This window comes from Aeromicrobium tamlense (assembly GCF_013408555.1).
Lineage (GTDB): Bacteria > Actinomycetota > Actinomycetes > Propionibacteriales > Nocardioidaceae > Aeromicrobium > Aeromicrobium tamlense.
Window position 1 is genome coordinate 1,415,663 of sequence record NZ_JACBZN010000001.1, and the last position, 24,476, is coordinate 1,440,138.

Annotated in this window: 23 protein-coding genes and 1 pseudogene; 7 read left to right on the top strand and 17 right to left on the bottom strand. The window is 70.8% G+C overall.

Translation table 11 applies throughout. From position 1 onward, the window contains the following. Window positions 1-15: 15 nt before the first annotated feature. Both BJ975_RS07105 and BJ975_RS07110 read left to right on the top strand, forming a co-directional pair. Complete coding sequence (locus BJ975_RS07105; RefSeq protein ID WP_179424469.1) at window positions 16-774, top strand: M15 family metallopeptidase; 759 nt, start codon at window positions 16-18, stop codon at window positions 772-774. Window positions 775-809: 35 nt separating this feature from the next. After that, entirely contained in the window at window positions 810-2,390 is a 1,581-nt protein-coding gene (locus BJ975_RS07110; RefSeq protein WP_179424470.1) for a Na+/H+ antiporter, read from the top strand. A 66-nt stretch (window positions 2,391-2,456) separates the two neighbouring features. Here BJ975_RS07110 and BJ975_RS07115 read toward each other — a convergent pair whose 3' ends face one another. Beyond that, complete coding sequence (locus BJ975_RS07115) at window positions 2,457-3,266, bottom strand: methyltransferase domain-containing protein (RefSeq protein ID WP_179424471.1); 810 nt, start codon at window positions 3,264-3,266, stop codon at window positions 2,457-2,459. After that, the gene (locus BJ975_RS07120; RefSeq protein WP_179424472.1) at window positions 3,256-4,128 is read right to left on the bottom strand and encodes a class I SAM-dependent methyltransferase; all 873 of its coding nucleotides are present in this window, start codon (window positions 4,126-4,128) and stop codon (window positions 3,256-3,258) included. Before BJ975_RS07120 ends, BJ975_RS07115 begins: the two co-directional genes overlap by 11 nt. A 119-nt stretch (window positions 4,129-4,247) precedes the next feature. Between BJ975_RS07120 and BJ975_RS07125 the strand changes: the two genes are divergently transcribed. Beyond that, on the top strand, window positions 4,248-5,615 hold the full coding sequence (locus tag BJ975_RS07125) for a pyridoxal phosphate-dependent decarboxylase family protein (RefSeq protein WP_179424473.1): 1,368 nt from the start codon (window positions 4,248-4,250) through the stop codon (window positions 5,613-5,615). Between the two features lie 12 nt (window positions 5,616-5,627). Here the strand turns inward: BJ975_RS07125 and BJ975_RS07130 are convergent, their stop codons facing one another. Together BJ975_RS07130 and BJ975_RS07135 are read right to left on the bottom strand one after the other, a co-directional pair. After that, complete coding sequence (locus tag BJ975_RS07130; protein ID WP_179424474.1) at window positions 5,628-8,123, bottom strand: polynucleotide kinase-phosphatase; 2,496 nt, start codon at window positions 8,121-8,123, stop codon at window positions 5,628-5,630. Next, the gene (locus BJ975_RS07135) at window positions 8,120-9,517 is read right to left on the bottom strand and encodes a 3' terminal RNA ribose 2'-O-methyltransferase Hen1 (protein WP_179424475.1); all 1,398 of its coding nucleotides are present in this window, start codon (window positions 9,515-9,517) and stop codon (window positions 8,120-8,122) included. Before BJ975_RS07135 ends, BJ975_RS07130 begins: the two co-directional genes overlap by 4 nt. A gap of 69 nt (window positions 9,518-9,586) precedes the next feature. Here BJ975_RS07135 and BJ975_RS07140 point away from each other — a divergent pair, with 69 nt between their 5' ends. After that, window positions 9,587-10,108 carry a 2'-5' RNA ligase family protein gene (locus BJ975_RS07140; RefSeq protein ID WP_179424476.1) on the top strand — a complete coding sequence of 174 codons (522 nt, stop codon included), beginning with the start codon at window positions 9,587-9,589 and terminating at the stop codon, window positions 10,106-10,108. A gap of 39 nt (window positions 10,109-10,147) precedes the next feature. Continuing rightward, window positions 10,148-10,531 carry a VOC family protein gene (locus BJ975_RS07145; RefSeq protein ID WP_179424477.1) on the top strand — a complete coding sequence of 128 codons (384 nt, stop codon included), beginning with the start codon at window positions 10,148-10,150 and terminating at the stop codon, window positions 10,529-10,531. Here BJ975_RS07145 and BJ975_RS07150 read toward each other — a convergent pair. The 4 genes from BJ975_RS07150 to BJ975_RS07165 all read right to left on the bottom strand — a co-directional run bounded on the left by BJ975_RS07150 (window position 10,528) and on the right by BJ975_RS07165 (window position 12,190). Then, the gene (locus tag BJ975_RS07150; protein ID WP_179422412.1) at window positions 10,528-11,112 is read right to left on the bottom strand and encodes a hypothetical protein; all 585 of its coding nucleotides are present in this window, start codon (window positions 11,110-11,112) and stop codon (window positions 10,528-10,530) included. The two genes, BJ975_RS07145 and BJ975_RS07150, sit on opposite strands and share 4 nt — an antisense overlap. Next, complete coding sequence (locus BJ975_RS07155; protein ID WP_179424478.1) at window positions 11,109-11,399, bottom strand: hypothetical protein; 291 nt, start codon at window positions 11,397-11,399, stop codon at window positions 11,109-11,111. Before BJ975_RS07155 ends, BJ975_RS07150 begins: the two co-directional genes overlap by 4 nt. Next, window positions 11,396-11,596: a hypothetical protein gene (locus BJ975_RS07160; RefSeq protein ID WP_179424479.1), complete on the bottom strand. Its 201-nt coding sequence runs from the start codon at window positions 11,594-11,596 to the stop codon at window positions 11,396-11,398. Before BJ975_RS07160 ends, BJ975_RS07155 begins: the two co-directional genes overlap by 4 nt. Window positions 11,597-11,680: 84 nt before the next feature. Beyond that, window positions 11,681-12,190, bottom strand: coding sequence for a hypothetical protein (locus tag BJ975_RS07165; RefSeq protein WP_179424480.1), 510 nt, complete (start codon window positions 12,188-12,190; stop codon window positions 11,681-11,683). 136 nt (window positions 12,191-12,326) lie between these two features. On the opposite strand from BJ975_RS07165, the pseudogene BJ975_RS17255 reads away from it, so the two are divergent. After that, window positions 12,327-13,214 (top strand): annotated as a pseudogene (locus tag BJ975_RS17255) (DUF222 domain-containing protein); the annotation flags it as partial. A gap of 237 nt (window positions 13,215-13,451) precedes the next feature. On the opposite strand, the gene cimA reads toward BJ975_RS17255, so the two are convergent. The 9 genes from cimA to infC form a co-directional block, all read right to left on the bottom strand. Next, window positions 13,452-15,053: a citramalate synthase gene (gene cimA, locus BJ975_RS07175; protein WP_179424481.1), complete on the bottom strand. Its 1,602-nt coding sequence runs from the start codon at window positions 15,051-15,053 to the stop codon at window positions 13,452-13,454. A 155-nt stretch (window positions 15,054-15,208) separates the two neighbouring features. Continuing rightward, on the bottom strand, window positions 15,209-16,642 hold the full coding sequence (locus BJ975_RS07180; RefSeq protein WP_179424482.1) for an aspartate ammonia-lyase: 1,434 nt from the start codon (window positions 16,640-16,642) through the stop codon (window positions 15,209-15,211). A 38-nt stretch (window positions 16,643-16,680) separates the two neighbouring features. Next, window positions 16,681-19,191: a phenylalanine--tRNA ligase subunit beta gene (gene pheT, locus BJ975_RS07185; RefSeq protein WP_179424483.1), complete on the bottom strand. Its 2,511-nt coding sequence runs from the start codon at window positions 19,189-19,191 to the stop codon at window positions 16,681-16,683. A 1-nt stretch (window position 19,192) separates the two neighbouring features. Further along, window positions 19,193-20,296, bottom strand: coding sequence for a phenylalanine--tRNA ligase subunit alpha (gene pheS, locus BJ975_RS07190; RefSeq protein WP_179424484.1), 1,104 nt, complete (start codon window positions 20,294-20,296; stop codon window positions 19,193-19,195). 21 nt (window positions 20,297-20,317) lie between these two features. Further along, window positions 20,318-21,355 carry a sensor histidine kinase gene (locus BJ975_RS17100; RefSeq protein ID WP_179424485.1) on the bottom strand — a complete coding sequence of 346 codons (1,038 nt, stop codon included), beginning with the start codon at window positions 21,353-21,355 and terminating at the stop codon, window positions 20,318-20,320. Between the two features lie 9 nt (window positions 21,356-21,364). Continuing rightward, window positions 21,365-22,153 carry a TrmH family RNA methyltransferase gene (locus BJ975_RS07200; RefSeq protein ID WP_179424486.1) on the bottom strand — a complete coding sequence of 263 codons (789 nt, stop codon included), beginning with the start codon at window positions 22,151-22,153 and terminating at the stop codon, window positions 21,365-21,367. Between the two features lie 20 nt (window positions 22,154-22,173). Beyond that, on the bottom strand, window positions 22,174-22,566 hold the full coding sequence (gene rplT / locus BJ975_RS07205; RefSeq protein WP_179424487.1) for a 50S ribosomal protein L20: 393 nt from the start codon (window positions 22,564-22,566) through the stop codon (window positions 22,174-22,176). A gap of 39 nt (window positions 22,567-22,605) precedes the next feature. Then, complete coding sequence (gene rpmI / locus BJ975_RS07210; protein WP_179424488.1) at window positions 22,606-22,800, bottom strand: 50S ribosomal protein L35; 195 nt, start codon at window positions 22,798-22,800, stop codon at window positions 22,606-22,608. A 2-nt stretch (window positions 22,801-22,802) separates the two neighbouring features. Beyond that, entirely contained in the window at window positions 22,803-23,507 is a 705-nt protein-coding gene (gene infC / locus BJ975_RS07215; RefSeq protein WP_317628318.1) for a translation initiation factor IF-3, read from the bottom strand. Between the two features lie 232 nt (window positions 23,508-23,739). On the opposite strand from infC, the gene BJ975_RS07220 reads away from it, so the two are divergent. Next, window positions 23,740-24,456, top strand: coding sequence for an AIM24 family protein (locus tag BJ975_RS07220; RefSeq protein WP_179424489.1), 717 nt, complete (start codon window positions 23,740-23,742; stop codon window positions 24,454-24,456). Window positions 24,457-24,476 lie beyond the last annotated feature (20 nt).

The following is a 24,476-nucleotide window of genomic DNA, read 5'->3' on the forward strand; positions in this document are numbered from 1 at the left end:
GTCAGACTCGCGGGGATGCGTTCCCGACTTCCCGCCGTCCTGGGCACGGTGCTGGCCCTGGCGCTGCTCGCCGGCTGCAGCGGCTCGGACGACGAGCCCACGCCCAGTGCCAGCACCACCTCGAGCGCGACACCGACCGCGACGACGCCGGCTCCCTCACCCACCGCCACGAGGCCCGCTCCCCCGCCGGCCTCGCGGATCCGTGAGGTTCCCCCGGCGCAGTGGGACCGGATCGTCGCGGCCGGCATGGTGCGCCCGGAGTGCCCGATCCAGCGTCGTGACCAGCTCCGCCGGGTCGACCTGAACTTCGTCGACTTCGCAGACCGCACGCGCCGCGGCCACCTGATCGTCAACGCCGACGTCGCGCCGAGCATCCAGCGGATCTTCGACCGCCTCTACGAGAGGAAGTTCCCGATCCGCAAGATGAAGGGCGTCGAGGCCTACGGCGGCGACGTGGCCAGGAGTCTGGCGGCGGACAACACCTCGGCCTTCAACTGCCGTCGCGCCGACCAGATCAACGCGCCGTTCAAGGACTCGCCCCACGCGAACGGGCGCGCGGTGGACATCAATCCGCTCGAGAACCCGTGGATGGACCTGCGGTGCGACTGCTGGACGCCCTCGGCTCGCCACGCCGAGCGGACCCCAGGCCGAGGCAAGATCCTCGAGAAGGGTCTGGTGTGGCGGCTCTTCGATCGCGAGGGCTGGATCTGGCAGAACATCGACGTGCCGGACTACATGCACTTCGACACGGGATACCCGTCGCGCCCCTTCTGACCCCGCGAGTTGCGCCTCGGGGTGAAGATTGACCCGTGCTCGGACTCGAGATGGTCGTCCTGCTGGGAGTCGCGCTCGTGGCGTGCGGCGCGCTCGCCAGCCGTTACCCGATCGCCCCCGCCATCCTGCTGGTCGTCGCCGGCGTGCTCATCGGGTTCGTCCCGCACCTGCGCCACGCGCATCTGCCGCCGGAGATCATCCTCCTCGTCTTCCTTCCCGCTCTGCTGTTCTGGGAGAGCCTGACGACCTCGTTGCGGGAGATCCGGAACAACCTGCGCGTCGTCGTGCTGACCAGCACCGCGCTGGTGGTGGTCACGGCGGGGGCCGTCGCAGCCACCGCCCACTACGTGCTGGGCATGGCGTGGGGACCCGCATGGGTCCTGGGCGCGGCGCTCGCGCCGACTGACGCGACGGCCGTCGGCGTCCTGGCCCGCAACCTCCCGCGCCGCACCGTCACGACCCTTCGTGCCGAGAGCCTCGTCAACGACGGCACCGCGCTGGTCCTCTACGGGCTCGCCGTCGGGGTGACCGTCGGCGAGGAGCACCTCACCGGGCTCCACGTCACCTGGCTCGTCGTGCTCTCGTACGGAGGCGGTGTCCTGGCCGGCGGCCTGGTCGGCCTCCTCAGCTGGCAGATCCGCCGCCGGATGGACGACCCCATGCTCGAGGGCATCGCCATCCTGGTGACCCCCTTCGCGGCGTTCCTCGCGGCCGAGTCCATTGAGGCCTCGGGCGTCCTGGCCGTCGTCGCGTGCGGACTCTTCCTGAGCCAGGTGGCACCCCGCATCACCGGTGCCGCCACGAGGCACCTCGTCGTCCCGTTCTGGTCGCTCGCCACGACCGTGCTGAGCAGCGCGCTGTTCGTGCTGATCGGTCTCGAGGCGCAGTCGGCGTTCCGCAACCTCTCCAGCGAGTCGATGGGTCGGGCGCTGCTGGACATCCTCCTGGTGGCGGCGGTCGTCATCGGCGTGCGCTGGGTGTGGACCTACACGACGCCCTACGCGATCCGCACGGTCGACCGCCGTCCTGCGCAGTGGGCACGGCGTGTGAGCGCACGCCAGCGCACCGTGAGCGCGGCGGCCGGCTTCCGCGGGGCCGTGTCGCTCGCGGCGATCCTCGCCGTGCCGCGCACCCTGGAGTCCGGCGCCCCGTTCCCCGACCGCGACCTCATCGTGCTCATCGCCTGCGGTGTCATCATGCTGAGCCTCCTCCAGGCGCTGCTGCTGCCGGCGATCGTCCGGTTCGCCCGCCTGCCCGCCGACGACTCGGTCGCCGAGGAGATCCAGCTCGCCGAGGTCTTCACCCTCGACGCGGCGATCGAGGCCATCGACGACACCGCTCTCGAGCTCGGCGTCGGCGATCTCGTGACGGCCAGGGTGCGGCACGAGCTCGACAAGCAGCGCCGCCTCGTGAAGGCCGCGGGCGTCGACGGCGACCCCGTGGTCGAGCACCACGGCCAGTACACGAGCCTGTCGCTCGCCCTCCTCGCCCGCCGCCGCGACGCGCTCGTGCAGCTGCGCGACGAGCGTCGCATCGACGACATCGTCCTGCGCCAGGTCCAGGCCCGGCTCGACATCGAGGAGATCCGCTTCTCCCGCACCGCTCCCCCGGAGTGACCCGGGCGAGATGTGTAGCGGTACCCACCCTTTTCGCGCGGAACGGCCGAAATTCGGTGGGCACCGCTACAGAACTCGCGTCGCGACGACGGCGTAGAGGGTGACCGCGAAGACGAAGGAGCCGCGGGCGGCGCTCTCCTCGAGCTGGCGACGCCAGTCGGCCGCCTCCCCTGCCGCAGCCGCTCGACGGGCGGCGGCCTCGACGACGAACGAGAGCGGCGGCAGGTCCAGCTGGCGCGGGCGCAGCATGAGCACCTCGGTGGTGACGCGGGCATCGACGAACCCGTGACGAAGGACCAGGTCGAGCAGCTGGGCGCCGGCCTCGGGAGAGGTGACACCGCCCCAGTCCTCGTGCCACGCCGCCTTCAGGTGCGGGTCCCCGGGCCACGTCGCGAGCGTTCGCCAGTCGGTGTCGATCAGGCCGATCCGGCCGCCGGGCCGCAGGACCCTGGCCATCTCACCCACCGCCACCGCGGGATCCACGAGGTGCTGGAGCACGCGCTCGCTGCGCACGAGGTCGACGGAGGCGTCGTCGAGGGGCAGCGCCTCGGCCGATCCCTGGACGAACCGCGCGGGGTTGCGGGAGGCCTCGCCTCGCCGACGCGCCTCGGCCAGCATCGTCTCGCTCGGGTCCACCCCCGTGGCCGATCCCGTCGGCGCGACCGACACCGCGAGCCCACGAATGTCCTCGCCGGTGCCGCAGCCCACGTCCAAGGCCTCCATCCCCGGCAGCGGGTCCAGCGCCTCCAGCAGCCACGCGTGCAGCCGCAGGATCGACGGCAGCTGCGCCTGCACGTCGAGCGCCATCAGCGCGGCCAGCTGCGCCGCGTCGGAGGAGGCGTCGACCGCGTGGAACGACGGCGAGTCAGCGCTCATCGTCGGACTCCTTTCGTGCCGTGACCAGCCAGGCGGCCGAGCCGAAGTCCACCCCGTCGGGGCCGGCGTGCTCGGCGAGGCTCTGGCGAAGCCGATCGACCGCGGCCGCGCGCTCGTCCTGGGGCAGCTCGTCCAGGAGCCACGCGAAGAGCCCGCGGAGGAAGCCGAGGGCGTCGTCCACGTCCTTGCCGAACCACTCCCGACCCTCGAGCCCCTTCACCGAGACCTGCGCCCACCCAGCGGCACCGAGCACCTCGCGGATCCGCTCGGGCCTCGAGAGGGAGAACATGCCCGGAGCGTCGAGGTCCGTCGTGGGTCCGGGCGTCCCACCGAGCACGCCGAGCGTCCCGCTGATCCACTCGTTGCGGTCGGGCGGCTGCCACGTCAGCAGTACCAGGCGTCCACCGGGACGCGTGGCGGTCCGCAGGTTCGCGAACGCGGCGACGGGGTCGCCGAAGAACATCGAGCCGGTGCGCGAGAGGACCACGTCGTAGTGGTCCGGCTCGAACGCGTGCACCTGCGCGTCGGCGCGGACGAAGCTCCCGTTGCGGACGCCTTCGGCATCAGCGCGGCGTCGGGCGACGTCGAGCAGCTCGCGCGACAGGTCCACGCCGATCACGTCGCCGTCGATGCTCGCGCGTGCCGCACGACGCGTCGTCAGGCCACCCCCGCACCCGACGTCGAGGACCCGATCGCCGGGCCGCACCGAGACGGCGGCCTCGAATCGATCCTGGAAGTCGGCCACCGCGCGGTCGAACCGGTCGGCGTGCGCGGCCCAGTAGGCGCCGCCGGGGCCGTCCCACGACTCGGCCTGCGTCAGGTTCGTCTCGTGGACCTTCGCGTGCCCGTCGCCGGATTCCATCGCCACCTCCGCGCCTCGTCCGAGGCCTTCTCCTAGTGACCGCCCTGCACCGGGTCCGCGTCAAGAGACCGGTCTGCACGGGTCTGGACGGGGCCCGCGCCGTGGGTCATCCTGACGAGATGGAGCCGTCCCCCGACGCCTCGAAGGCCTTGGCCCGCGCACACGAGCACGCGCTGTCCTGGCTGGCCGGGCTGCCCGACCGGCCGGTCCCGCCGGCCTCGTCCGTCGCGGACGTGATCGAGGCGCTCGGCCCGGAGCTGCCGGAGGGACCGACCGATCTCGTCGAGGTCGTCGACCTGCTCGCCGAAGCGGCAGGGCCGGGACTCACGGCGATGCCGTCGGGCCGCTTCTTCGGGTTCGTCATCGGCGGCACCCACCCGGCCGCGCTGGCTGCCGACTGGCTGACGTCGGCGTGGGACCAGAACGCCGGACTGCGGACCGTCACGCCGTCGGCCACGGCGGCGGACGACATCGCCGAGAGCTGGGTCCTCGACCTGCTCGGCCTCCCGCGCGAGGCGGCCGTCGGCTTCGTCACCGGCGGCACGATGGCCAACTTCACGTGCCTCGCCGCCGCTCGTGACGCCGTCCTCACACGGGCCGGCTGGGACGTCGGCACGCGCGGGCTGCTCGGGTCGCCCGGCGTTCGTGTGCTGGCCGGCGAGGAGCGGCACGACTCGGTCGACCTCGTGCTGCGCTACCTCGGACTGGGCGCGCCCGAGCTCGTGCCGGCGGACGACCAGGGCCGGATCGACCCCGCGGCGCTGCGAGCGCGACTCGAGGAGGACGACCGACCGACCGTCGTGTCCCTCCAGGCGGGCAACGTCCACTCCGGCGCCTTCGACCCGTTCGAGGAGGCGATCGCGGCCGCACACGACCACGGCGCGTGGGTGCACGTCGACGGCGCCTTCGGACTGTTCGCGGGCGCCACACCGACCCACCGGCACCTCGTCCGCGGCTACGAGGCCGCGGACTCCTGGGCGACCGACGCCCACAAGACCCTCAACGTGCCCTACGACTGCGGGCTCGCGATCGTGCGCGACCCCGCCGCCCTGCGCGCCGCGATGTCGATGCACGGTGCCTACCTGATCCGCGACGAGGCCGGCGACCCGTTCGAGAAGGTCCCCGAGCTCTCCCGCCGCGCCCGCGCCTTCACGGTGTGGGCCGTGCTGCGCTCCCTCGGCCGCACCGGCGTCGCCGAGCTCGTCGACCGGATGGTCGGGCACGCGCGTGCGTTCGCCGACGGCATCGCCGAGATCGAGGGTGCTACGGTCCTCAACGACGTCGTCTTCACCCAGGTCTGCGCGGCCTTCGGGGACGACACCCGCACCCGGGACGTCGTGCGCCGCATGTGGGAGGACGGCACCGCGTGGACCACCGGCTCGGTCTGGCGCGACCGCGCGGTCCTTCGCATCTCGGTGAGCAACTGGTCGACGACCGACGCCGACGTCCGACGCACGCTGGAGGCCCTCCGGAACGCTGCGTCCTGACGGCGCTCGCCCTCACAGCCGCGGGTCGACGGGCTCCGACTCCATCGCGAGGACCGCGAAGACGCACTCGTGGACGCGCCACGTGGGCTCTCCATTGACGTGCCGTTTGAGTGCCTCCAGACCCAGGGCGTACTCCCGCAGGGCCATCGACCGCTTGTGGCCGAGGTTGCGGTCCCGGAGCCGCGAGAGGTTGTCGGGCTCCGTGTAGTCGAGGCCGTAGATGATGCGCAGGTACTCGCGCCCACGGACCTTCACACCGGGCTGGACGAGTCCCTTCGCCCCTCGCGTGAGGTTGCCGAGGGGTTTGACGACCATGCCCTCGCCGCCGGCGCCCGTGAGCTCGTTCCACCACACGACGCCGGCACGGACAGAGGTCTCGTCCGAAGGATCCACGACGAGGCGCGCGGTCGTGGTGAACAGGTCGCCGTCGCTCTCCACCAGACGATCGGCGATCGTCAGGTGCCACAGGTGGTCGCGGGTCTCAAACGTCTCCGAGTCGGAGGCGAGCACCTGGAACGGGGCGATCCGGAGGCCATCCAGCCCGTCGACGTCCCAGACGTACCTGCGGTACGCGGCGGTGAACGCGTCGGCGTCCGCCCGGCGGCGAGCAGTGCGGTCCGTCAGAGCACCCACGTCGAGGCCGCGTGAGGCAGCTGCGTCCACGACTCGGAGCGTGGTGGCAAGTCCGGCTCGGGCCGCCGCGCCCACCGCGGCATACTGCTCGCGAATGAGTGCGCCCGCCTTCGTGGACCACGGCATGATCTCCGCGTCGAGCACGACCGACCCCGTCCCCAGCTCGTCCCACAGTCCCGCCCTCGCGAAGGCTGCCGCCGCCCGGTCGAGAACCGCCCTTTCCGTTCCGGCGTCGAAGAACGCTCGGCCGGTCCGCGTGTGGACGACACCCCCACCGTCGCGGTCGACGACCAGCACGGCACGCGAGCCCATGTGCTTCTCCTCGCAGATCACCCGACCGGCACCGGTCCGGGCGAAGTGGGCGAAGGCCTCAGCGGGGTGCTCGAGGTGATCCTCCAGCATCGAGGTGTCGCTCGGCGACATGGTCGGCGGCAGGTAGACCAGACGCTTCGGATCGACGGCGAACCGGCTCATCACCTCGAGCGCGCCGGCGGCATTCTCCTCGCGCAAGGAGATGCGGCCCATGACCGAGGTCTCGATGATCCGCGGACCGAGCACGTCCTCGAGGCGCAGCGTGTCCGGCTCGCGCTCGGGCGCCGCGAGGGGTCGGACCGGCTCGTAATAGGTTCCGGCGGCCTCGACCTGGACGACCTCTCTCTCGGGATAGCGCAGCGCCGTGAGGGAGCCGCCGAACACGCATCCCGTGTCGAGGCACATCGTGTTGTTGATCCACTGAGGCGTCGGCGTGGGCGTGTGGCCGTAGAGCACCATCGCTTGGCCGCGGTAGTCCTCGGCCCACGGGTAGCGGATCGGCAGGCCGAACTCGTCGGTCTCGCCGCTGGTGTCGCCGTAGAGCGCGAAGGCGCGAACCCGGCCGGAGGCGCGCCCGTGATAGCTCTCCTTGAGCCCCGCGTGCGCCACCACCAGTCGGCCCTCGTCCATCACGAAGTGCGCGATGAGCCCGTCGACGAACCGCGCGACCTCCGCGCGGAACTCCTCGGTCTCGGACTCGAGCTGCTCAAGCGTCGCCTCGAGGCCGTGGCTGACCGTGACCTTACGGCCGGACAGGGCGTTCGACAGCTTCGCCTCGTGGTTGCCCGCGACGCAGAAGGCGTGACCCGCCCCGACCATGCCCATGACGAGCCGCAGGACACCCGGGGAGTCCGGGCCGCGGTCGACGAGGTCGCCGACGAAGATCGCGCGACGTCCGTCGGGGTGCGCCGCGTCGACGGCCCGCCCGGAGTCGTCGCGGACGATCGCGTAGCCGAGGCCGTCCAGCAGCTGCTCGAGCTCGGCCCGGCAGCCGTGCACGTCGCCGATGACGTCGAACGGACCCGTGACGTCGCGGAGATCGTTGTGCAGCCGCGTGCGCTCGAAGGTCGCGGCCTCGATCTCCTCCACGGACGACAGCACGTGGACGTGACGGAAGCCCTCGCGTCGCAGGGACTTCAGGGAACGGCGCAGCTGGTCGTGCTGTCGCTTCACGACAGACGCGCCGAACGTCCGGTCGGGCCTCTCCTCGTTGCGCGCGACGGACACGGCCGGGGGCACGTCGAGCACCACGGCGGTGCTCAGCACGTCGTGCTCCTTCGCGACCGCGATGAGGCTCCGGCGTGCGTGCGGCTGCACGTTCGTCGCATCCACCACGGTCAGCAGCCCACGCGACAGGCGCTTGCCGACGATGTAGTGCAGCAGGTCGAAGGCGTCCGTCGTCGCCGACTGGTCGTTCTCGTCGTCCGAGACGAGGGCACGGCAGACGTCCGACGACACGACCTCGGTGGGCAGGAAGTGCTGTGCCGCGAAGGACGTCTTGCCCGAGCCGCTCGCGCCTACCAGCACGACGAGCGACACCTCGGGCACCTGGAGGACGCTCATGCCGCCGCCTCCTCGACACGACGGAACACGGCCAGCTGGGTCGGCGTGCCCCGCTCCGCGTCCTCGGCGCCGATGCCCGAGCGTTCGACCTCGTAGCCGTACCGCGCGGCGACCCCGTCGGTCCACGCGGCGAACTCGTCGCGCGACCACTCGAAGCGGTGGTCGACATGGCGAAGACCGCCGGCCGCGAGTGCGGGATAGAGCGCGTTGTACTCGCGGTTCGGCGTCGTCACGACGACGGAGGCGGGCCGCATGTAGCCGAAGACGTTCGACGCGAGGGCGGGCAGCCTGTCCTCGTCGACGTGCTCGACGACCTCCATCAGGACGGCCAGGTCGAAGCCGACCAGACGCGCGTCCTGGTACTGCAGCGAGGTCAGCCACAGGTCGAGTCGCTCGGCCTGTCGCTCCGTCATGCGGTCGATCCGGAGCCGCTTCGACGCGATCTCGAGCGAGCCGGCCGACACTTCGGTGCCCACCACCCGTGCCACGCCCTGGACTTCCAGGAGCTGACGCAGGAGCGCGCCCTGACCACAGCCCAGGTCGAGGACCGAGGCCGGGCGGAGCCGCTCGACCTGCTCGATGACGGCCTTGTGCCGCAGGCGGACCAACGCCGGCTCGCGCTCCTCGTCCGAGGGCTCGTGGTCGGTCGACCCGTCGAGCTCGGTCAGGCGCTCACGGGCCTCGTCGACCATCGCGCGCTGGCGAGCCAGGTAGCGGCGCGTGATCAGCTCGCGCTCGGGGTGCGTCGCGAGCCACCCCGTCCCGGCGCGCACCAGCTTGCCGACCTCGTCGGAGCTGACCCAGTAGTGCTTGCCGCCGTCCAGCACCGGCACCAGCACGTACAGGTGGTTGAGCGCGTCGGAGAGCGTCAGCGTGCCGACCAAGGTCACGGCGCAGAACTCCGAGTCGCCCCAGCCCGGCAGCTCGGGATCGAGCGCGATCGGCTCAGCGACGACCTCCCAGCCGAGCGGTGCGAGCAGTCGCGTGATGAGGTCGGCCCCGCCGGGCATCGTCGGGACCTCGATCCGCAGGTTCAGCGGCTGATCGACGAGCTCGGGCCGGGGCTTGCACTGGCCGTTGAGGGCGCTGCGGAAGACCTTGCCCATCGCGACCGACAGCAGCGACGTCGCGGCGTAGGGACGGTCGTTCACGTACTGCCCCAGCGTGAAGCCCTCCGCCTTGCCCCGCCGCCCGCGCACGAGGCCGATCGGATCGACCTCGAGGACGAGCGCGACCGTGCACCGTTCGGGAGAGACCTCGGGGTACATCACCGTCGCGGTCCCGCCAAAGACGTCGAACGTCTGCACGCGGTCGGGGTGCTTGTGGAGCAGGTACCCGAGGTCGCTCGCGTCGACGAGGGAGTCGCTCCGGGTGGCGGTGATGGTGAGCAGCACCCACCCATTGTGGCGGTCCGAACTCGCCGACCCGCCGATACCCGCGAAGTCGTGTCCTATCCTCCCCGTGTGCCCGATCAAGCCCTGGAGCTGAGCTTCGACGCCGCGTCCGCCGGTGCCGTCGAGGCCCAGTGGGAGGCGCTCCGGGAGGTGGGCCTGCCGTCGCAGGCGGACCACAAGTCCATGACGAACGCACCGCACGCCACCGTCGTGGCCGCGGTCGCCGTCGACCCCGCGGTCGTCTCCGTGGCGCGGGACGCCATCGCACCACTGCTCCCCGCCCGGATCGAGGTCCGCGGACTCGTCCTGTTCGGTCAGGGACCGCGCTACACGATCGCGCACCTCGTCGAGCCCGAGCGCGAGCTCGCTGCCGCCGTGGCCAGGATCCGTGAGCTGGTGCCGGCACTGCGCCACCCGGTCTGGACCCCGCACGTCACCTTGGCCCGGCGCGTCCCGCAGCGACTCGTCCCGACGGCCTTCGAGGTCCTGCAGTCCTCCGAGACCCCGCGCGAGCTCATCGCCGACCGCCTCCGCTGGTGGGACCCGGCGCTCGAGCTCATCGAGGACCTCGCGGCCGCGCCTGGGGACTGATCCCTTGCCCGTGGCAGCGGAACGGCGCATCGTGAGCACATGAGCGTCGACACCCACGGCTGCATCCGCTACATCGTGAGCGACGTCGAGGCGGCGGTCGACTTCTACACGAACCAGCTCGGCTTCACCCTGCTGAGCCACCCGGCGCCGCCCTTCGCCGACGTCGCTCGCGGCTCGCTCCGCGTGCTCCTGTCCGGGCCGGGCAGCTCGGGCGCGCGTGCCACACCGCCGGACGCCGACGTTCCTGGGCGGAACCGCATTCACGTGGTCGTCGACGACCTCGCCGCAGAGGTCGAGCGGCTCGACGCCGGCCGCGTCACCCTGCTGACCGACGTCGTCAGCGGCCCCGGCGGCCAGCAGGTCCTGGTTGCCGACCCGGACGGGAACCTCGTCGAGCTCTTCCAGCCGGCTTCGCGGTCCTAGTGGTACATCGCCGGGATCACCCGACGATCGTCGCGGACCACGGGGTGCTTCGACTCCGCCACGACACGCTCGATGGCATCGACCGTCCCCGCAACACCGGCGAAGTGCGAGTCGACGTCGTACGCCACGCACCATGAGCGGTCCGTCGGCCAGACGAACGCCGGTGGGAAGTGACGTTCGCGGCCGGAGGTCGTCCAGGTGCGAAAGTCCGCGAGCGACCCGGTCGCCATTGCGCAGCTGCGCAGACGCATGAGGTCGATGCGGTCGACCGCCGGGAGGGCCGGGTCGTACGGGTAGCCGTCCCACATCAGGAAGCGCAGGTCGTCGAGTCCGGACCCCGCGGCCAGGAGCTCCACGGTCTCGACAACGACATCCGACTCGACGGGGGCGGCGTCGAAGACCTCGTCGGCGACGTCGGCCTCCTCCTGACCGTCGTGTGCCGGGTCCGGAAGCGTCAGGACACGCGCGTAGGCCTCGAACCCGGGCGGTCCGACCGTGAGGGTCCTGCCGAACGAGCGCGGGTCCTGGCTCGCCTCGAGCCACGCGGTCGCTGCGCGTACCAGGTCGAAGTGCAGGGTCATCGAGCGTCCTCGTGGTCTGTCGGGGAGCGGAAGTGGGGACTGGTCGCCTGCCAGCGCCGTCGGGCGGCATCGCGCGCGAGCGCCTCTCGCCGGAGGCGCAGGGAGCGCCACAGGAACCAAGTGGCGTAGATAGTCCATGCCGCAGGGATGACCCACCGACCGACACCGGTCCGCGTCGGGCTGACGAGGAAGGTGACGGCGAGCGTCAGTGCGCCGAGAGCGAGGAGCAGTTGACTGATCCAGCCGGGCCTGTCGTACTCCGCATGGGAAAGGTCGTCCGTGATCATGGTGACTCCTCCTCGCTCTCGTCGTGCTTGGGCCACGCGCGGTCCGTCGCCATCTCAAGCAGTCCGAACTCGATCGCGAGCCACGTCACGAGGAAGATGACGGCCGCGACCACCAGTCCGGTGCGGGCCTCGACGACGAACGCCACCAGCATCGTCGGGATCGTGAGTACGCAGAGCGCCTTGAGCACGAACCCCATGCCTCGAGTTTCCCAGCGAACGCCTGCGCCGTCCGCGGTTACTCCAGATCGCGACCGCTCGGCTCGATAGATCCCGATTGTCGCTCAGTTGTGCCTGGGCGTCCCGATGGGGCTTGCATGCATCCGTGCCGCCGCCTGCGAGGTCTGACGAATGACGGCGTCGGGTGTGATCGGCGCTGGCCAGAGCTGTAGCAGGTACCGGTCAGGGCCCAACTCCGCCGACGGGAGCTCTCGTGCCTCGTCGAGTCCGGAAGCGTGGAGGCGCGCCCGATGAGGACCACTGGCTGGCAGTGGAACGTCCCGCCAGTCGTCGAAGGTCGCTAGAACGATGTCCCCGGCTGGAACGTCGATCGACACCTCGACCACGTCCTCCCACGACTCGTCGAGGGACGGCTCGCTGTCGAGCCAGTCGATCGCGAACCGGATGCCGCCCGTGTGGAGGCCGATGAGAAAGACGAGCTGCCCGGCGGTCTTCGCGCCACAGAGTCCGTTCCGCTGACCTGCCATGTCGAGCTCAGCAGGGTCGTCGCCACGCTCCTGAAGATGGCCAAAACCGTAGTGAACCTCAATAGTCCCGTCGAACACCAGCGTCATGGCTGAATGGTCGCACGGACGTCAGTGTCGCGGGGATGACGCGGAGTTGGAGGCCCGCTGCCCTCGGATTCCAGTGCGATCGACCCTCGTGCAGCCGCCCCGGACCGGTGTCCGAGGGTCTCACTAGGTTCGGTGCATGACCTCGGAACTCCCGGCTCGCGCCTTCGACGCGGCGCGTCGTGCCCGCGCTCGGGCGGAGTTCGCGGAGTGGGAGCTGATCGCCCAGCACCACACCCGGCGCGTAGCCGAGATCGACCGTTCCGACGAGATCGCCCTGAGCAAGGATCTGGCCCGCCGCGAGGTCACGCTCGAGATCGCGCAGGCGCTGAAGGTCACCGAACGCCGCGTCTGGGCCGTGGTGTTCGAGGCCGAGACCCTGCAGGAGCGCACGCCACTGGTCTGGGAGGCGTTCCGCGGCGGCGACCTCGACGCCGGCCGGGCGAGCGCGATCGCCGACACCGCCGAGCGTCTCGTCGAGCGCGAGAGCTGGGCCCGGCTCGAGCGCTCCGTGATCGGCTACGCGGCCACGCACACGCTCGGCGAGCTCCGCACGTGGCTGCGCCGATTCCGCGCCCGGCTCGAGCCCGAGGAGACCGCGGTGGAGACGGCGAAGGCCCTCGAGGAGCGTCGCGTCTCAGTCACCCACAACACCGACGGCACCAGCTGGCTCAGCGCCCTGCTGCCCACCGGACTCGCGATCGCCGCGGCCGAACGACTCCGCCGGGCGGCGAAGGCCGAGCCCGGGATCCATCCCGAGACCGGCGTGCGGGACACGCGCACGCGCGACCAGAAGCAGGCCGACATCCTCGTCCGGTGGCTCACGTCCTGCACCGGCACCACCACCGACATCCACGCCGAGATCGCGATCAGCATCGCCGCCACCGACCTCGTCGGGTACACCGAGGGGCCCGGCCTCACCCGCGACGGAGAGCCGCTCGACGCGGCGTGGGTCCGCGAGCTCGCCGCAAGCGAGCACACGGTGTTCCGCCGACTCGTACTCGACCCCGTCGGCCGGGTCATGGACACGACGGTCCTGGCCTACCGACCCTCCGAGTCCCTGCGGCAGGCACTCCACTGGAGGGACGGCACCTGTCGGGTCGCGGGCTGTCGGGCCGGTGTTCGAGACCGATCTCGACCACGCCAAGGACTACGACTCAGGCGGCGAGACCTCCGCGCGGAATCTCAGGTGCCTCTGCCGGAAGCACCACAACATGAAGTCCCACGGTCACCTCGACGACCGCTTCCTCGGCGAGCCCGCAACCTACGGCAGCGCGACCCCGTGAGACCGCAGGCCGAACGTCAGCGCGTCCACGAGGGCCTCGAACGACGCCTCGATCATGTTCGGGCCCACGCCCACGGTCACCCACGAGCTCTTGCCGTCGGTCGTCTCGATCAGCACGCGCGTCACCGCGTCGGTGCCGTGCCCCTGATCGAGGATCCGCACGCGGAAGTCGATGAGGTGGAACTGCGCCACGTCCGGGTAGATCCGCTCGATCGCCTGGCGCAGCGCGTGGTCGAGGGCGTTGACCGGACCGTTGCCCTCCCCCACCACCGCGTGGCGCACGCCGCCCGCCACGACCTTGACGATCGCCTCGGCACCGCCGTCGCCCGCCGAGCCGGCGATGACCCGCCACGACTCCACGTCGAAGTACGCCGGGCGCACGCCCGTGACCGCCTCGGTCAGCAGCAGCTCGAAGGACGCGTCGGCCGCCTCGAACGTGTAGCCCTCCTGCTCCATCTGCTTCACCTGATCGGTGATGCGAGTCAGCAGGTCGTGGTCGCCCGACAGGTCGAAGCCCAGCTCGCGACCCTTCAGCTCGATCGTCGCGCGGCCCGCCATCTCCGAGACCAGCAGGCGCATGTCGTTGCCCACCAGCGCGGGATCCATGTGCTGGTACAGGTCGGGATCCACACGGATCGCGCTCGCGTGCAGGCCGGCCTTGTGCGCGAACGCCGAGACGCCCGTGTACGGCTGGCGCGCCACCGGCGGGTAGTTCGTGATCTCGCTGATCGCGTGCGAGATGCGCGTCGCGTCGGCCAGCACGCCCTCGGGCATCACGCTCATGCCGAGCTTGAACTCGAGGTTCGCCACGCACGTGACGAGGTCGGCGTTGCCCGTGCGCTCGCCGTAGCCGTTGATGCAGCCCTGCACGTGGGTCGCGCCTGCCCGCACCGCCTCGATCGAGTTGGCCACCGCACAGCCGGTGTCGTTGTGCGCGTGGATGCCCAGGCGCGCGCCCGTGCTGTCGCGCACGTCGGCCACGATCTCGCCGACTTGGTGGGGCAGCATGCCGCCGTTCGTGTCGCACAGCACCGCCACCTCCGCACCGGCCTCGGCGGCCACCCGCACGACCTCCAGCGCGTAGTCGCGGTTGTCGAGGTAGCCGTTGAAGAAGTGCTCGAGGTCGAGGAACACGCGCTGGCCCTCACCACGCAGGTGCGTCACGGTGTCACGCACCATCGCGAGGTTCTCCTCCAGCGTGGTCCGCAGCGCGCGGAGCACGTGCTGGTCGTGGCTCTTGGCCACCACCGTCACCACCGAGGCGCCCGAGTCGCGCAGCGCACCCACGAGCGCGTCGTCGGCCGCGGCGCCGCCGGCGCGACGCGTCGAGCCGAACGCCGCGAGCGTCGCGTGGCGCAGGTCCAGCTCCTTGGCGGCCAGGGCGAAGAACTCGGTGTCCTTCGGGTTCGAGCCCGGCCAGCCGCCCTCGATGTAGCCCACGCCGAGGTCGTCCAGGTGCTGGGCGATGGCGAGCTTGTCCTGCACCGAGAGGTTGAGACCCTCCTGCTGGGCGCCGTCGCGCATCGTCGTGTCGTAGACGTGGAAGTCCGCGGGGTCGTGCTTCCCGAAGGTGGTGCTCATGGATCGTCCTGGTGTCTGGGTGTGGCCACAAAAAAACCTCCCGGGTACGGGAGGCGGCGCGTCTGAGGTTCTGCTTCAGACGCGCTGTTGAATGATGATCACGAACGTGCTCATGGCAGCAGGGTACACCCCTGCCGCCACGAGCCCGTCGCGGCTCAGACGCCGCCGGACCGGTCGGCCGGCTTCGGCCCGAGGTGCGCCAGCGTCTCGGGTCGCAGGATGCGCTCCAGCTCGTCCTTCGGCAGCAGGCCCTTCTCCAGCACCAGCTCGGCCACGCCCCGGCCCGACGCCAGCGCCTCCTTGGCCAACTCGGTCGCAGTCTGGTAGCCGAGGTAGGGGTTCAGCGCGGTCACCAGCCCGATCGAGTTGGCCACCTCGATCGCGAGGTGCTCACGGTTCGCGGTGATGCCCTTGACGCAGTTCTCGGTGAGCGACGTGATCGCCGTCCGCAGGCGGTAGAGACCGGCCGACAGCGAGTAGCAGATCACCGGCTCGAACGCGTTGAGCTGCAGCTGGCCCGACTCCGCGGCCATCGAGACGGTGACGTCGTGGCCGATGATCTGGAACGCCACCTGGTTGACGACCTCGGGAATCACCGGATTCACCTTGCCGGGCATGATGCTCGAACCCGCTTGACGCGCCGGCAGGTTGATCTCGCCGAGTCCGGCGCGCGGGCCGGACGACAGCAGCCTCAGGTCATTGCAGATCTTCGAGAGCTTCACCGCGACGCGCTTGAGCACGCCCGACATCTGCACGAACGAGCCGCAGTCCTGCGTGGCCTCGATGAGGTCGACGGCGGTGACGAGCGGGAGCCCCGTGATCCGCGAGAGGTGCTGGCGCGCGAGTGGCACGTAGCCGTCGGGGGCGTTCAGCTGGGTGCCGATCGCCGTCGCGCCGAGGTTGATCTCGTGCAACAGCATGACTGCCTCGCGCAGTCGGGTGCGGTCCTCGGCGATCATCAGCGCGTAGGTGCCGAACTCCTGGCCGAGCGTCATCGGCACGGCGTCCTGCAGCTGGGTGCGGCCCATCTTCAGCACGTCGTGGAACTCGACGGCCTTCTCCGCGAACGCGGACTCGAGCTCGCCCATCGCCGCGATCAGGTCGTGCGTCGCGTTGATGACCGCGATCTTCACGGCGGTAGGATAGACGTCGTTCGTCGACTGGCTGAGGTTGACCTGCTCGTTCGGGTGCAGGCGGTCGTAGCCGCCGAGCGGGTGACCGAGGATCTCCAGCGCCCGGTTGGCGATCACCTCGTTGGCGTTCATGTTCGTCGAGGTGCCCGCGCCGCCCTGGATGACGTCGACGACGAACTGGTCGTGCAGGGCGCCGTGCCGAATCTCCTGACAGGCCTGGACGATGGCCGCGTGCCGCTCGTCGTCGAGCAGGCCGAGGTCGTGGTTCGCCTCGGCGGCGGCCTCCTTCACGGCGGCCAGGGCCTGGGGCAGGTAGGGACTGATGGCGATGGGGACACCGGTGATCGGGAAGTTCTCCATGGCGCGCAGGGTGTGCACGCCCCAGTAGACGTCCGCCGGTACCTCACGTTCTCCGAGCAGGTCGTGCTCGATCCGAACGTTCGTGAGATCGGTCATACGACCATCCAAGCACTCGAGAGCGCCCCGCGCCCCGGTCAGCGCAGCTCGGCTCCGAGTGTCGCGGCGGCCGCGACGATCTGCTCGCGGGCGGCCTTGATGTCGGCGTCCGTGAGCGTGCGGTCCTCGGCGCGCAGGCGCACCTTGAAGGCGAGGGACTTGCGGCCCTCGCCGACCTGGTCGCCCGTGTACACGTCGAACAGCCGCACTGACTCCAGCAGGGGGCTGGCGCCGGCGATCACCGACTCCAGCTCGCCGGCGGGGAGGTCGCTCGCGACCGTGAACGCGAAGTCCTCCTTCGCCACCGGGAAGGCCGAGAAGTGGGGCTTCGGACCGATGGCCGGAGCCGCGGCGATGAGCGCGTCGAGGTCGAGCTCGGCCGCAGCGACGCGACCGGGCAGTCCGTGGGCCTCGGCGACCTTCGGGTGCAGCTCGCCGGCGTGACCGACGACCGTGCCGTCGATGCTCAGGCTCGCGCAGCGACCGGGGTGGAACGGCGCGAGCGTCGCGGCCTCGACGGTGAGCTCGACGTGCAGGTTCGCCGCGACGAGCTGGGCGATCGCGAGCGCGTCGGTCCAGGCGACGGCGCGACCCGGCCCGGCCCAGCCGGAGCGCGTGCGCTCCCCCACCAGCACGAAGCCGGCGTGGCGGGGCTGCTCGGGCAGCGCCGCGTCGAGGGCGGCGAGCTCCTCGTCGGTGGGGCGACGGTCGACGCCCAGGATCGGCGCCGCGGGGCTGCCGGGCTTCGGGCTGAAGACGCGACCGATCTCGCTCAGCGCGACCGACTCGTGTCCGCGTCCGATGTTCAGCGATGCGGCGCGCAGCAGGCCGATGAGGACCGTGGGCGTGAGCCCGGGCTCCTCCGCCGACAGCGGGTTCGCGAGCCGGACGAGGTCGCGGCGCGAGTCGTCGGCGGGCAGGCCCAGCCTGTCGAGGTCGGCAGGACCGACGAACGGCAGCGTGGTGACCTCGACCAGACCGGCCCCGGCCAGCACGTGGCCGACGCGGCGGCGCAGCTCCTGCTCGCGCGACAGGCCGCGACCGCCCGTGGGCGTGGGCAGCACCGACGGCACGTTCTCGTAGCCGGCGGTGCGCAGCGCCTCCTCGACGAAGTCGTAGGGGTCGTTGAGGTCGAAGCGCCAGGACGGAGGCGTGACCGAGAACCGGTCGGCCTCGCGCGTGACCGTGCAGCCGTTGCGCTCGTACGTGTCGTGCGCCTGCTCGGGTGTGATCGGCAGGCCGCTGATCCGCGCGGGCAGGTCGACGGGGAACGAGACGGGCTCGCGGCCCGGAGCCGTGCCGACGACCGTGGCGCCGGGCGCCAGGGTGCCGCCGGCCAGCTCGACGAGGAGCTCGGCGACGCGCGTGGCGCCCACGAGCGGCAGCTGCGGGTCGACGCCGCGCTCGTAGCGCTTCGCGGCCTCGGACGGCAGCTTGTGCCGCTTGACGGCGCGGAAGATCGTGACCGGGTCCCAGTACGCGGCCTCGACCACGACGTCGGTGGTGCTGGCGTCGATCTCGGTGTGGGCGCCGCCCATCACGCCGGCGATGCCGATCGGGCCGCTGGAGTCGGCGACGAGCAGGTCGTCCGGGGTGAGGGCGCGGTCGACGTCGTCCAGCGTCGTGATCCGCTCACCCGCCGCGGCGCGACGCACGACGATGTCCCCGTCGATCTTGGCGCGGTCGTAGCAGTGGTTGGGCTGGCCGAGCTCGAGCATCACGTAGTTGCTCACGTCGACCGTGAGCGAGATCGGGCGCATCCCGGCGTCGGTGATCCGCTTGGCCATCCACGCGGGCGTGGTGGCGGCGGGATCGATGCCCTCGACGACGAGCGTCGTGAACACCGGGCAGCCCTCGGGGTCCTCGACCCGGACCGGATACGCGGGCGCGTCCGCGGACGGCACCTCACGGTCGGCGGGATCGGAGAACGGCACGTCGAACGCCAGGGCGGCGTCGCGGGCCACGCCGCGCAGGCTCAGCGCGTAGGCACGGTCGGGGTTGACCTCGAGGTCGAGGGTCTGCTCCCCCAGGCCGAGCAGGGCGATCGCGTCGTCGCCGGGCTCGGCCGAGCCGGGGGGCAGCACGACGATGCCCTTCGCGGTGGTCTCGTCCTCGGCCAGCCCCAGCTCGGAGGTGGAGCAGATCATGCCGTCGGAGACGTGACCATAGGTCTTGCGCGAGCCGATCTCGAAGCCGAGCGCGGGCAGGTAGGTGCCCGGCAGCGACACGACGACGAGGTCGCCGACGCCGAAGTTGTGCGCACCGCAGACGATGCCGCGCGAGGGCACGTCCTCACCCGGGGCGTCGGGCACCGACGGGTCGTTGTGCGCGCCGACGTCGACCCGGCACCAGTTGATGGTCTTGCCGTTCTTCTGCTCCTCGGGCGAGATCGCCAGCACGCGACCGACTGTCAGCGGTCCTGACAGGCCGCCGCCGACGATCTCCTCGAGCTTGAGGTCGTACATCGTCAGCCGGTCGGCCAGCTGCTCGGTGGTGACATCGGCAGGAAGTTCGACGAGCGACCGCAGCCACTCCACGGGAACACGCATGTCAGAGACCAACTCCGAAGGGCTCGGTGAAGCGGACGTCGCCGTCCCACAGGTCGCGCAGGTCGGCGATGTCGTAACGGCTGGTGACGGTGCGGTCGAGGCCCATGCCGAACGCGAAGCCCGAGTACTCCTCGGGATCGACCCCGCAGGCGACCAGGACGCGCGGGTTCACGACGCCGCAGCCGCCCCACTCGACCCAGCCCTCGCCGCCACACGTACGGCACGAGGCGACCTCGGCCGGATCGTTGTGGCACACGTAGCAGAGCAGGTCGACCTCGGCGCTGGGCTCGGTGAACGGGAAGTACGAGGGACGGAACCGGGTGGTGATCTCGGTGCCGTAGACGGCGCGCGCGAAGTGGTCGAGCGTGCCCTTGAGGTGCGCCATCGACAGGCCCTTGTCGATCGCCAGGCCCTCGACCTGGTGGAAGACCGGCATGTGCGTCGCGTCGGCCTCGTCGGTGCGGTAGACCCGCCCGGGGCACACGACGTAGATCGGCGGCTTGCGCGTGAGCATCGTGCGCGCCTGCACCGGAGAGGTGTGGGTGCGCAGCACCATCGCGGCCGACTCCGGGTCGAGCCAGAACGTGTCCTGCATCGTGCGCGCGGGGTGGTCGGGACCCAGGTTGAGCGCGTCGAAGTTGAGCCACTCGGCCTCGACCTCGGGACCCTCGGCGACCTCCCAGCCCATCGCGACGAAGATGTCGGCGACGTGCTCCTGGATCGTGGTGATGGGGTGGCGCGCGCCGACGGGCTCGACGTCCACCGGGAGGGTCACGTCGACGGTCTCGGCGGCGAGCCGGCGCTCGAACTCGACGGCCTCCACCTCGGCAGTGCGGGCGGCGAGCGCCTGGTTCACGGCACCGCGGGCCTGGCCCACGCGCTGGCCGGCGTCCTTGCGCGCGGCCGGGGGCAGCGCACCGATCTCGCGGTTCGCCAGCGCGAGGGGCGAGCGGTCGCCCGTGTGGTCGATCCGCACCTGCTTGAGCGCGTCGAGGGAATCGGCGGCGGCGATGGCCGCGAGGGCCTCGTCACGCATGCGTTCGACCGCGTCGGCGCGCAGGGGCGTCACCTCGACGGGGTCGTAGTCGGAGTTGGGCGCAGACACGCCCTCCAGTCTATCGGCGCGTCAGGAGGTGAGGGTGTCCGGCTCGTTGATGGGGAACCACACGCAGATCGACGCTCCCCCGCCCTCGGCGTCCTCGATGACGATGGAGCCACCGTGCTGGTCGACGACGCCGCGCACGATGAACATGCCCAGGCCGCTGCCGGCGCCCGGCCCCGACCGCCAGAAGCGGCTGAAGATGCGGACGCGGGACTCCTCGGGGATGCCCTGGCCGTTGTCCACGATGCGCACGGCGACGCCCTCGAGCTCGCCACGCTTCTCGCTCGACACGACGACCTCGCGCAGGCCCTCGCCGTGCCGGATCGCGTTCTCGATGAGGTTCGTCAGCACCTGCGTGACACGGTCGGCGTCGCCCCAGACCACCGGCGCCTCGCCGTCGACGCGCGCCGTCGGCGCGGTCTCGGAGGCGCTGAAGACCGAGCCGAGCACCCGGTCCGCCAGCTCGTCGAGCCGCACGGGCTCGGTGCGCAGCGACAGGCGCCCGGCGTCGATGCGGGCGGCGTCGAGCAGCTCGGTGATGAGGCGGCTCAGCCGGTCGGCGTCCGCATCGATCGTCTGCAGCATGAAGAGGCGCTGCTCCTCGGTGAAGGCGTCCCAGCGGCTCAGCAGCGTGGCGGAGAAGCCCTTGATGCCCGTCAGCGGCGACCGCAGCTCGTGCGCCACCGTGGCGACCATGTCGGACTTCTCGCGGTCGCGCTGCAGGCGCACGCGGGCGTTGCGCATGCTGACGATGACCTTAACGACCTTGCCTGCCGGGCGCTCGCGCACGAGCGAGGCCGTGATCAGGTACTCGCTGCCTCGCGGGGAGTACCAGGACGACTCGCTGATCCGGCTGCGGATGGCGAGCCCGTCGTAGGGCTGCACCGAGTCGAACCAGCTGTTGCCGGCGAGGTCGTCGAACGGCACGGCGTCGCGCAGATGCATGCCCAGCATCTCGTCGCCGACCGCACGGGCCCAGTAGCGGACCCACCGGTTCGCCAGGGTGACCCGGGCGTCGGCGTCCGCGACGATGATCCCGTCGGGGAACTCTTCGAACGGCACGGCAGGAGCCTAGCCCTGCTCACGCGCCGAGGTGTACAGACAGACCGCAGCGGCCGTGGCGAGATTGAGGCTCTCGGCCCGGCCCAGGATCGGCACGTGCACCACGCGGTCGGCTGCCGCGGACCACTCCGCGGGCAGGCCGTGCGCCTCGTTGCCCATCAGCCACGCGGTGGGTGCGGTCAGGTCGAGGTCGTCGTCGAACAGTCCGGTGTCCCCCGCGCCGTCGGCGGCCAGCACCTGGCTGCCGCGTCGCTGGAGCTCGGCGATCGTCGCCTCGACGTCGCGCTCCACGGCGATCGGGAGGTGGAAGAGCGAGCCGGCGGTGGACCGCACGACCTTCGGGTTGAGCGGGTCGACGCTGTCGCCGGCGACGACGACCGCCGCGGCACCCGCGGCATCGGCACAGCGGATGACGGCCCCGAGGTTGCCGGGGTCGCGGATCTGCGCACACACCACGACGAGTCGGGGGTCCTCGGGGAAGTCGTCGAGGGTGGTGAGCATCGAGCGGCAGCGGGCCACGAGGCCCTGCGGGGTGACGGAGTCGGCGATCTCCTCGACCACGTCGTCGGTGACGACGTGCCAGGTCTCGGCGAGCCCGACCAGCTCGGGGTATCGCTCCGTGGCGTCGACGGTGGCGAACACCTCGATCACCACGCCGCCCTCGGCGAGCGCTTCTCGCACTGCCTGGGGGCCTTCGGCGAGGAACTCGCCGGTCTTGGCCCGGAACGCACGCGTGGCGAGCCGCCGAGCGGTCTTGACCCGTCCTGAGCGGACGGTCAGATCGCCGGGGCTCGCCACGTGTGCTGCTGAGCCGGAGCTCAGACGGCCGAGTCGGCCTTGGGAGCGTTGACGTCCTCGGGGAGGTTCGCCTTGGCGACCTCGACGAGGGCGTTGAACGCCGCGATGTCGTTGACGGCGAGATCAGCGAGGATCTTGCGGTCGACCTCGACCTCGGCGGCCTTCAGGCCCTGGATGAAGCGGTTGTACGTGATGCCCTGCGCGCGGGCAGCGGCGTTGATGCGCTGGATCCACAGACGACGGAAGTCGCCCTTCTTGGCCTTGCGGTCGTTGTACGAGTAGACCAGCGAGTGGGTGACCTGCTCCTTGGCCTTGCGGTACAGGCGCGAGCGCTGGCCCCGGTAGCCGGAGGCCCGCTCGAGGACTTCGCGGCGCTTCTTCTGCGCGTTCACCGAACGCTTGACGCGTGCCACAGTGTTACTCCTTCAAAATCTACGAAAAGTTCGGGGCGCTCAGAGACCGAGCAGCTTCTTGACCTGCTTGGTGTCAGCCTTCGACACCTCGGTCGTGCCGGCGAGGCGGCGCTTCCGGGTCGAGGACTTGACCTCCAAGAGGTGGCGGCGGTTGGTCTGCTCGCGGCGGAGCTTGCCCTTGCCGGTGATCTTGACGCGCTTCTTCATGCCCGAGTGGGGCTTGAACTTCGGCACGGTTATGCCTCCATGTCTGGGTCGAGGTTCTCGGAGCGACGGCGCGGCTTCTTCTCCGTCGCGTTCTTCTGGTGTTCTTCGCGGTGCGCCTTCTCGGCCTCGGCCTCGGCGACACGCTCTGCCTCGCGCGCGGCGGTGGTCTCGGCCTTCTCGGCCTTGACCTCGGCCTGCGCCTCGGACTTCTTCTTGTGAGGGCCGAGCACCATCGTCATGTTGCGACCGTCCTGGCGGGCGTTCGACTCGATGAAGCCGAGATCCTCGACGTCGGCGGCCAGCTTCTGCAGCAGGCGGAACCCGAGCTCGGGTCGGTGCTGCTCGCGGCCACGGAACATGATCGTGATCTTGACCTTGTCTCCGGCCTTCAGGAACCGCACGACGTGACCCTTCTTGGTGTCGTAGTCGTGCTGGTCGATCTTCGGGCGGAGCTTCATCTCCTTGATGACCGTGTTCGTCTGGTTGCGTCGCGACTCGCGCGCCTTCTGGGCGGCTTCGTACTTGAACTTTCCGAAGTCCATGAGGCGGCAGACCGGGGGCCGGGCCTGAGGGGCGACCTCGACGAGATCGAGATCGGCCTCGGCGGCCAGGCGCAGGGCATCCTCGATGCGGACGATGCCGACCTGTTCACCGCTCGGTCCGACGAGACGGACCTCCGGTACGCGAATGCGCTCGTTGACGCGCAGATCTGTGCTGATGGATCCTCCTGAGATCGGGTTTGGAGGACACGAAAAAGGTGGCCTCCGTCGAAGCGAAAGCCACCACTCGCACCATACGGTGCCGCGCGCGGTGAATCGTTCGAGAACGACTCACTGCGGGTGACCCCCGGATCCGTGAACCCGGCAGGTGGGAGTGACCTCCACTTCGATCAACAAGCATAGCAGCCGAAACCTTCCCCGACGAACTCGACCCGGTGCGTCGTGGATCACGACTACCGTGTCGGCCATGCAGAGTGAGCTCTTCGCCCAGTCCAACCTCGAGAAGCAGACGACCGAGCGCTTCGTCGTCCAGAACCCGCAGATGCTGCGTGTCTCGCTGGGCGAGGACGTTCTTGCGGTCAAGGGCGCGATGGTCGCCTTCCAGGGTGCGGTGGCCTTTCACCACGAGAGCGCGGGCTCGATGGGCCGGCTGCTGAAGAAGGCCGTCAGCGGCGACGACGTCCCGCTGATGCGCGTCTCCGGGCAGGGCGAGGTCTTCTTCGCCGACACGGCTGGCTTCGTCTTCCTCGTGCACCTCGACGGTGACGCGCTCAGCGTGAGCGGCCACAACCTGCTCGCGTTCGACGCTTCGCTGCGCTGGGACATCAAGCGGCTGAAGGGCGCGAACATGATGACGGGCGGTCTGTTCAACATGGAGCTCTCGGGCACGGGCACCGTCGCGCTGCACGCCGTCGGACAGCCCGTCGTGCTCGACTGCGCGCAGCAGCCCACGCACGTCGACGTGAACGCCGCCGTCGCGTGGTCGTCGTCGCTGCAGCCCCAGGTGGTGAACTCGATGAACATGAAGTCGATGCTCAGGGGCGGGTCCGGCGAGGCCTTCCAGTACCGCTACCACGGGCCGGGCTTCGTCGTCGTCCAGCCGAGCGAGTGGGACAGCGGCGTGAGCGGCTCCTCCGGCGGCTCCTCGGGCGGCAGCGGCATCCTGGGCGACCTGTTCAACTGACTCGACAGGTCAATCGGCAC

Excerpts from the sequence above, each read along its gene's own strand:
- BJ975_RS07105 (WP_179424469.1), top strand. The coding sequence starts at position 16 with ATGCGTTCCCGACTTCCCGCCGTCCTGGGCACGGTGCTGGCCCTGGCG.
- BJ975_RS07115 (WP_179424471.1), bottom strand. The coding sequence starts at position 3,266 with ATGAGCGCTGACTCGCCGTCGTTCCACGCGGTCGACGCCTCCTCCGAC.
- BJ975_RS07120 (WP_179424472.1), bottom strand. The coding sequence starts at position 4,128 with ATGGAATCCGGCGACGGGCACGCGAAGGTCCACGAGACGAACCTGACG.
- BJ975_RS07125 (WP_179424473.1), top strand. The coding sequence starts at position 4,248 with ATGGAGCCGTCCCCCGACGCCTCGAAGGCCTTGGCCCGCGCACACGAG.
- BJ975_RS07130 (WP_179424474.1), bottom strand. The coding sequence starts at position 8,123 with ATGAGCGTCCTCCAGGTGCCCGAGGTGTCGCTCGTCGTGCTGGTAGGC.
- BJ975_RS07145 (WP_179424477.1), top strand. The coding sequence starts at position 10,148 with ATGAGCGTCGACACCCACGGCTGCATCCGCTACATCGTGAGCGACGTC.
- BJ975_RS07150 (WP_179422412.1), bottom strand. The coding sequence starts at position 11,112 with ATGACCCTGCACTTCGACCTGGTACGCGCAGCGACCGCGTGGCTCGAG.
- BJ975_RS07155 (WP_179424478.1), bottom strand. The coding sequence starts at position 11,399 with ATGATCACGGACGACCTTTCCCATGCGGAGTACGACAGGCCCGGCTGG.
- BJ975_RS07160 (WP_179424479.1), bottom strand. The coding sequence starts at position 11,596 with ATGGGGTTCGTGCTCAAGGCGCTCTGCGTACTCACGATCCCGACGATG.
- BJ975_RS07165 (WP_179424480.1), bottom strand. The coding sequence starts at position 12,190 with ATGACGCTGGTGTTCGACGGGACTATTGAGGTTCACTACGGTTTTGGC.
- cimA (WP_179424481.1), bottom strand. The coding sequence starts at position 15,053 with ATGAGCACCACCTTCGGGAAGCACGACCCCGCGGACTTCCACGTCTAC.
- BJ975_RS07180 (WP_179424482.1), bottom strand. The coding sequence starts at position 16,642 with ATGACCGATCTCACGAACGTTCGGATCGAGCACGACCTGCTCGGAGAA.
- pheT (WP_179424483.1), bottom strand. The coding sequence starts at position 19,191 with ATGCGTGTTCCCGTGGAGTGGCTGCGGTCGCTCGTCGAACTTCCTGCC.
- BJ975_RS07220 (WP_179424489.1), top strand. The coding sequence starts at position 23,740 with ATGCAGAGTGAGCTCTTCGCCCAGTCCAACCTCGAGAAGCAGACGACC.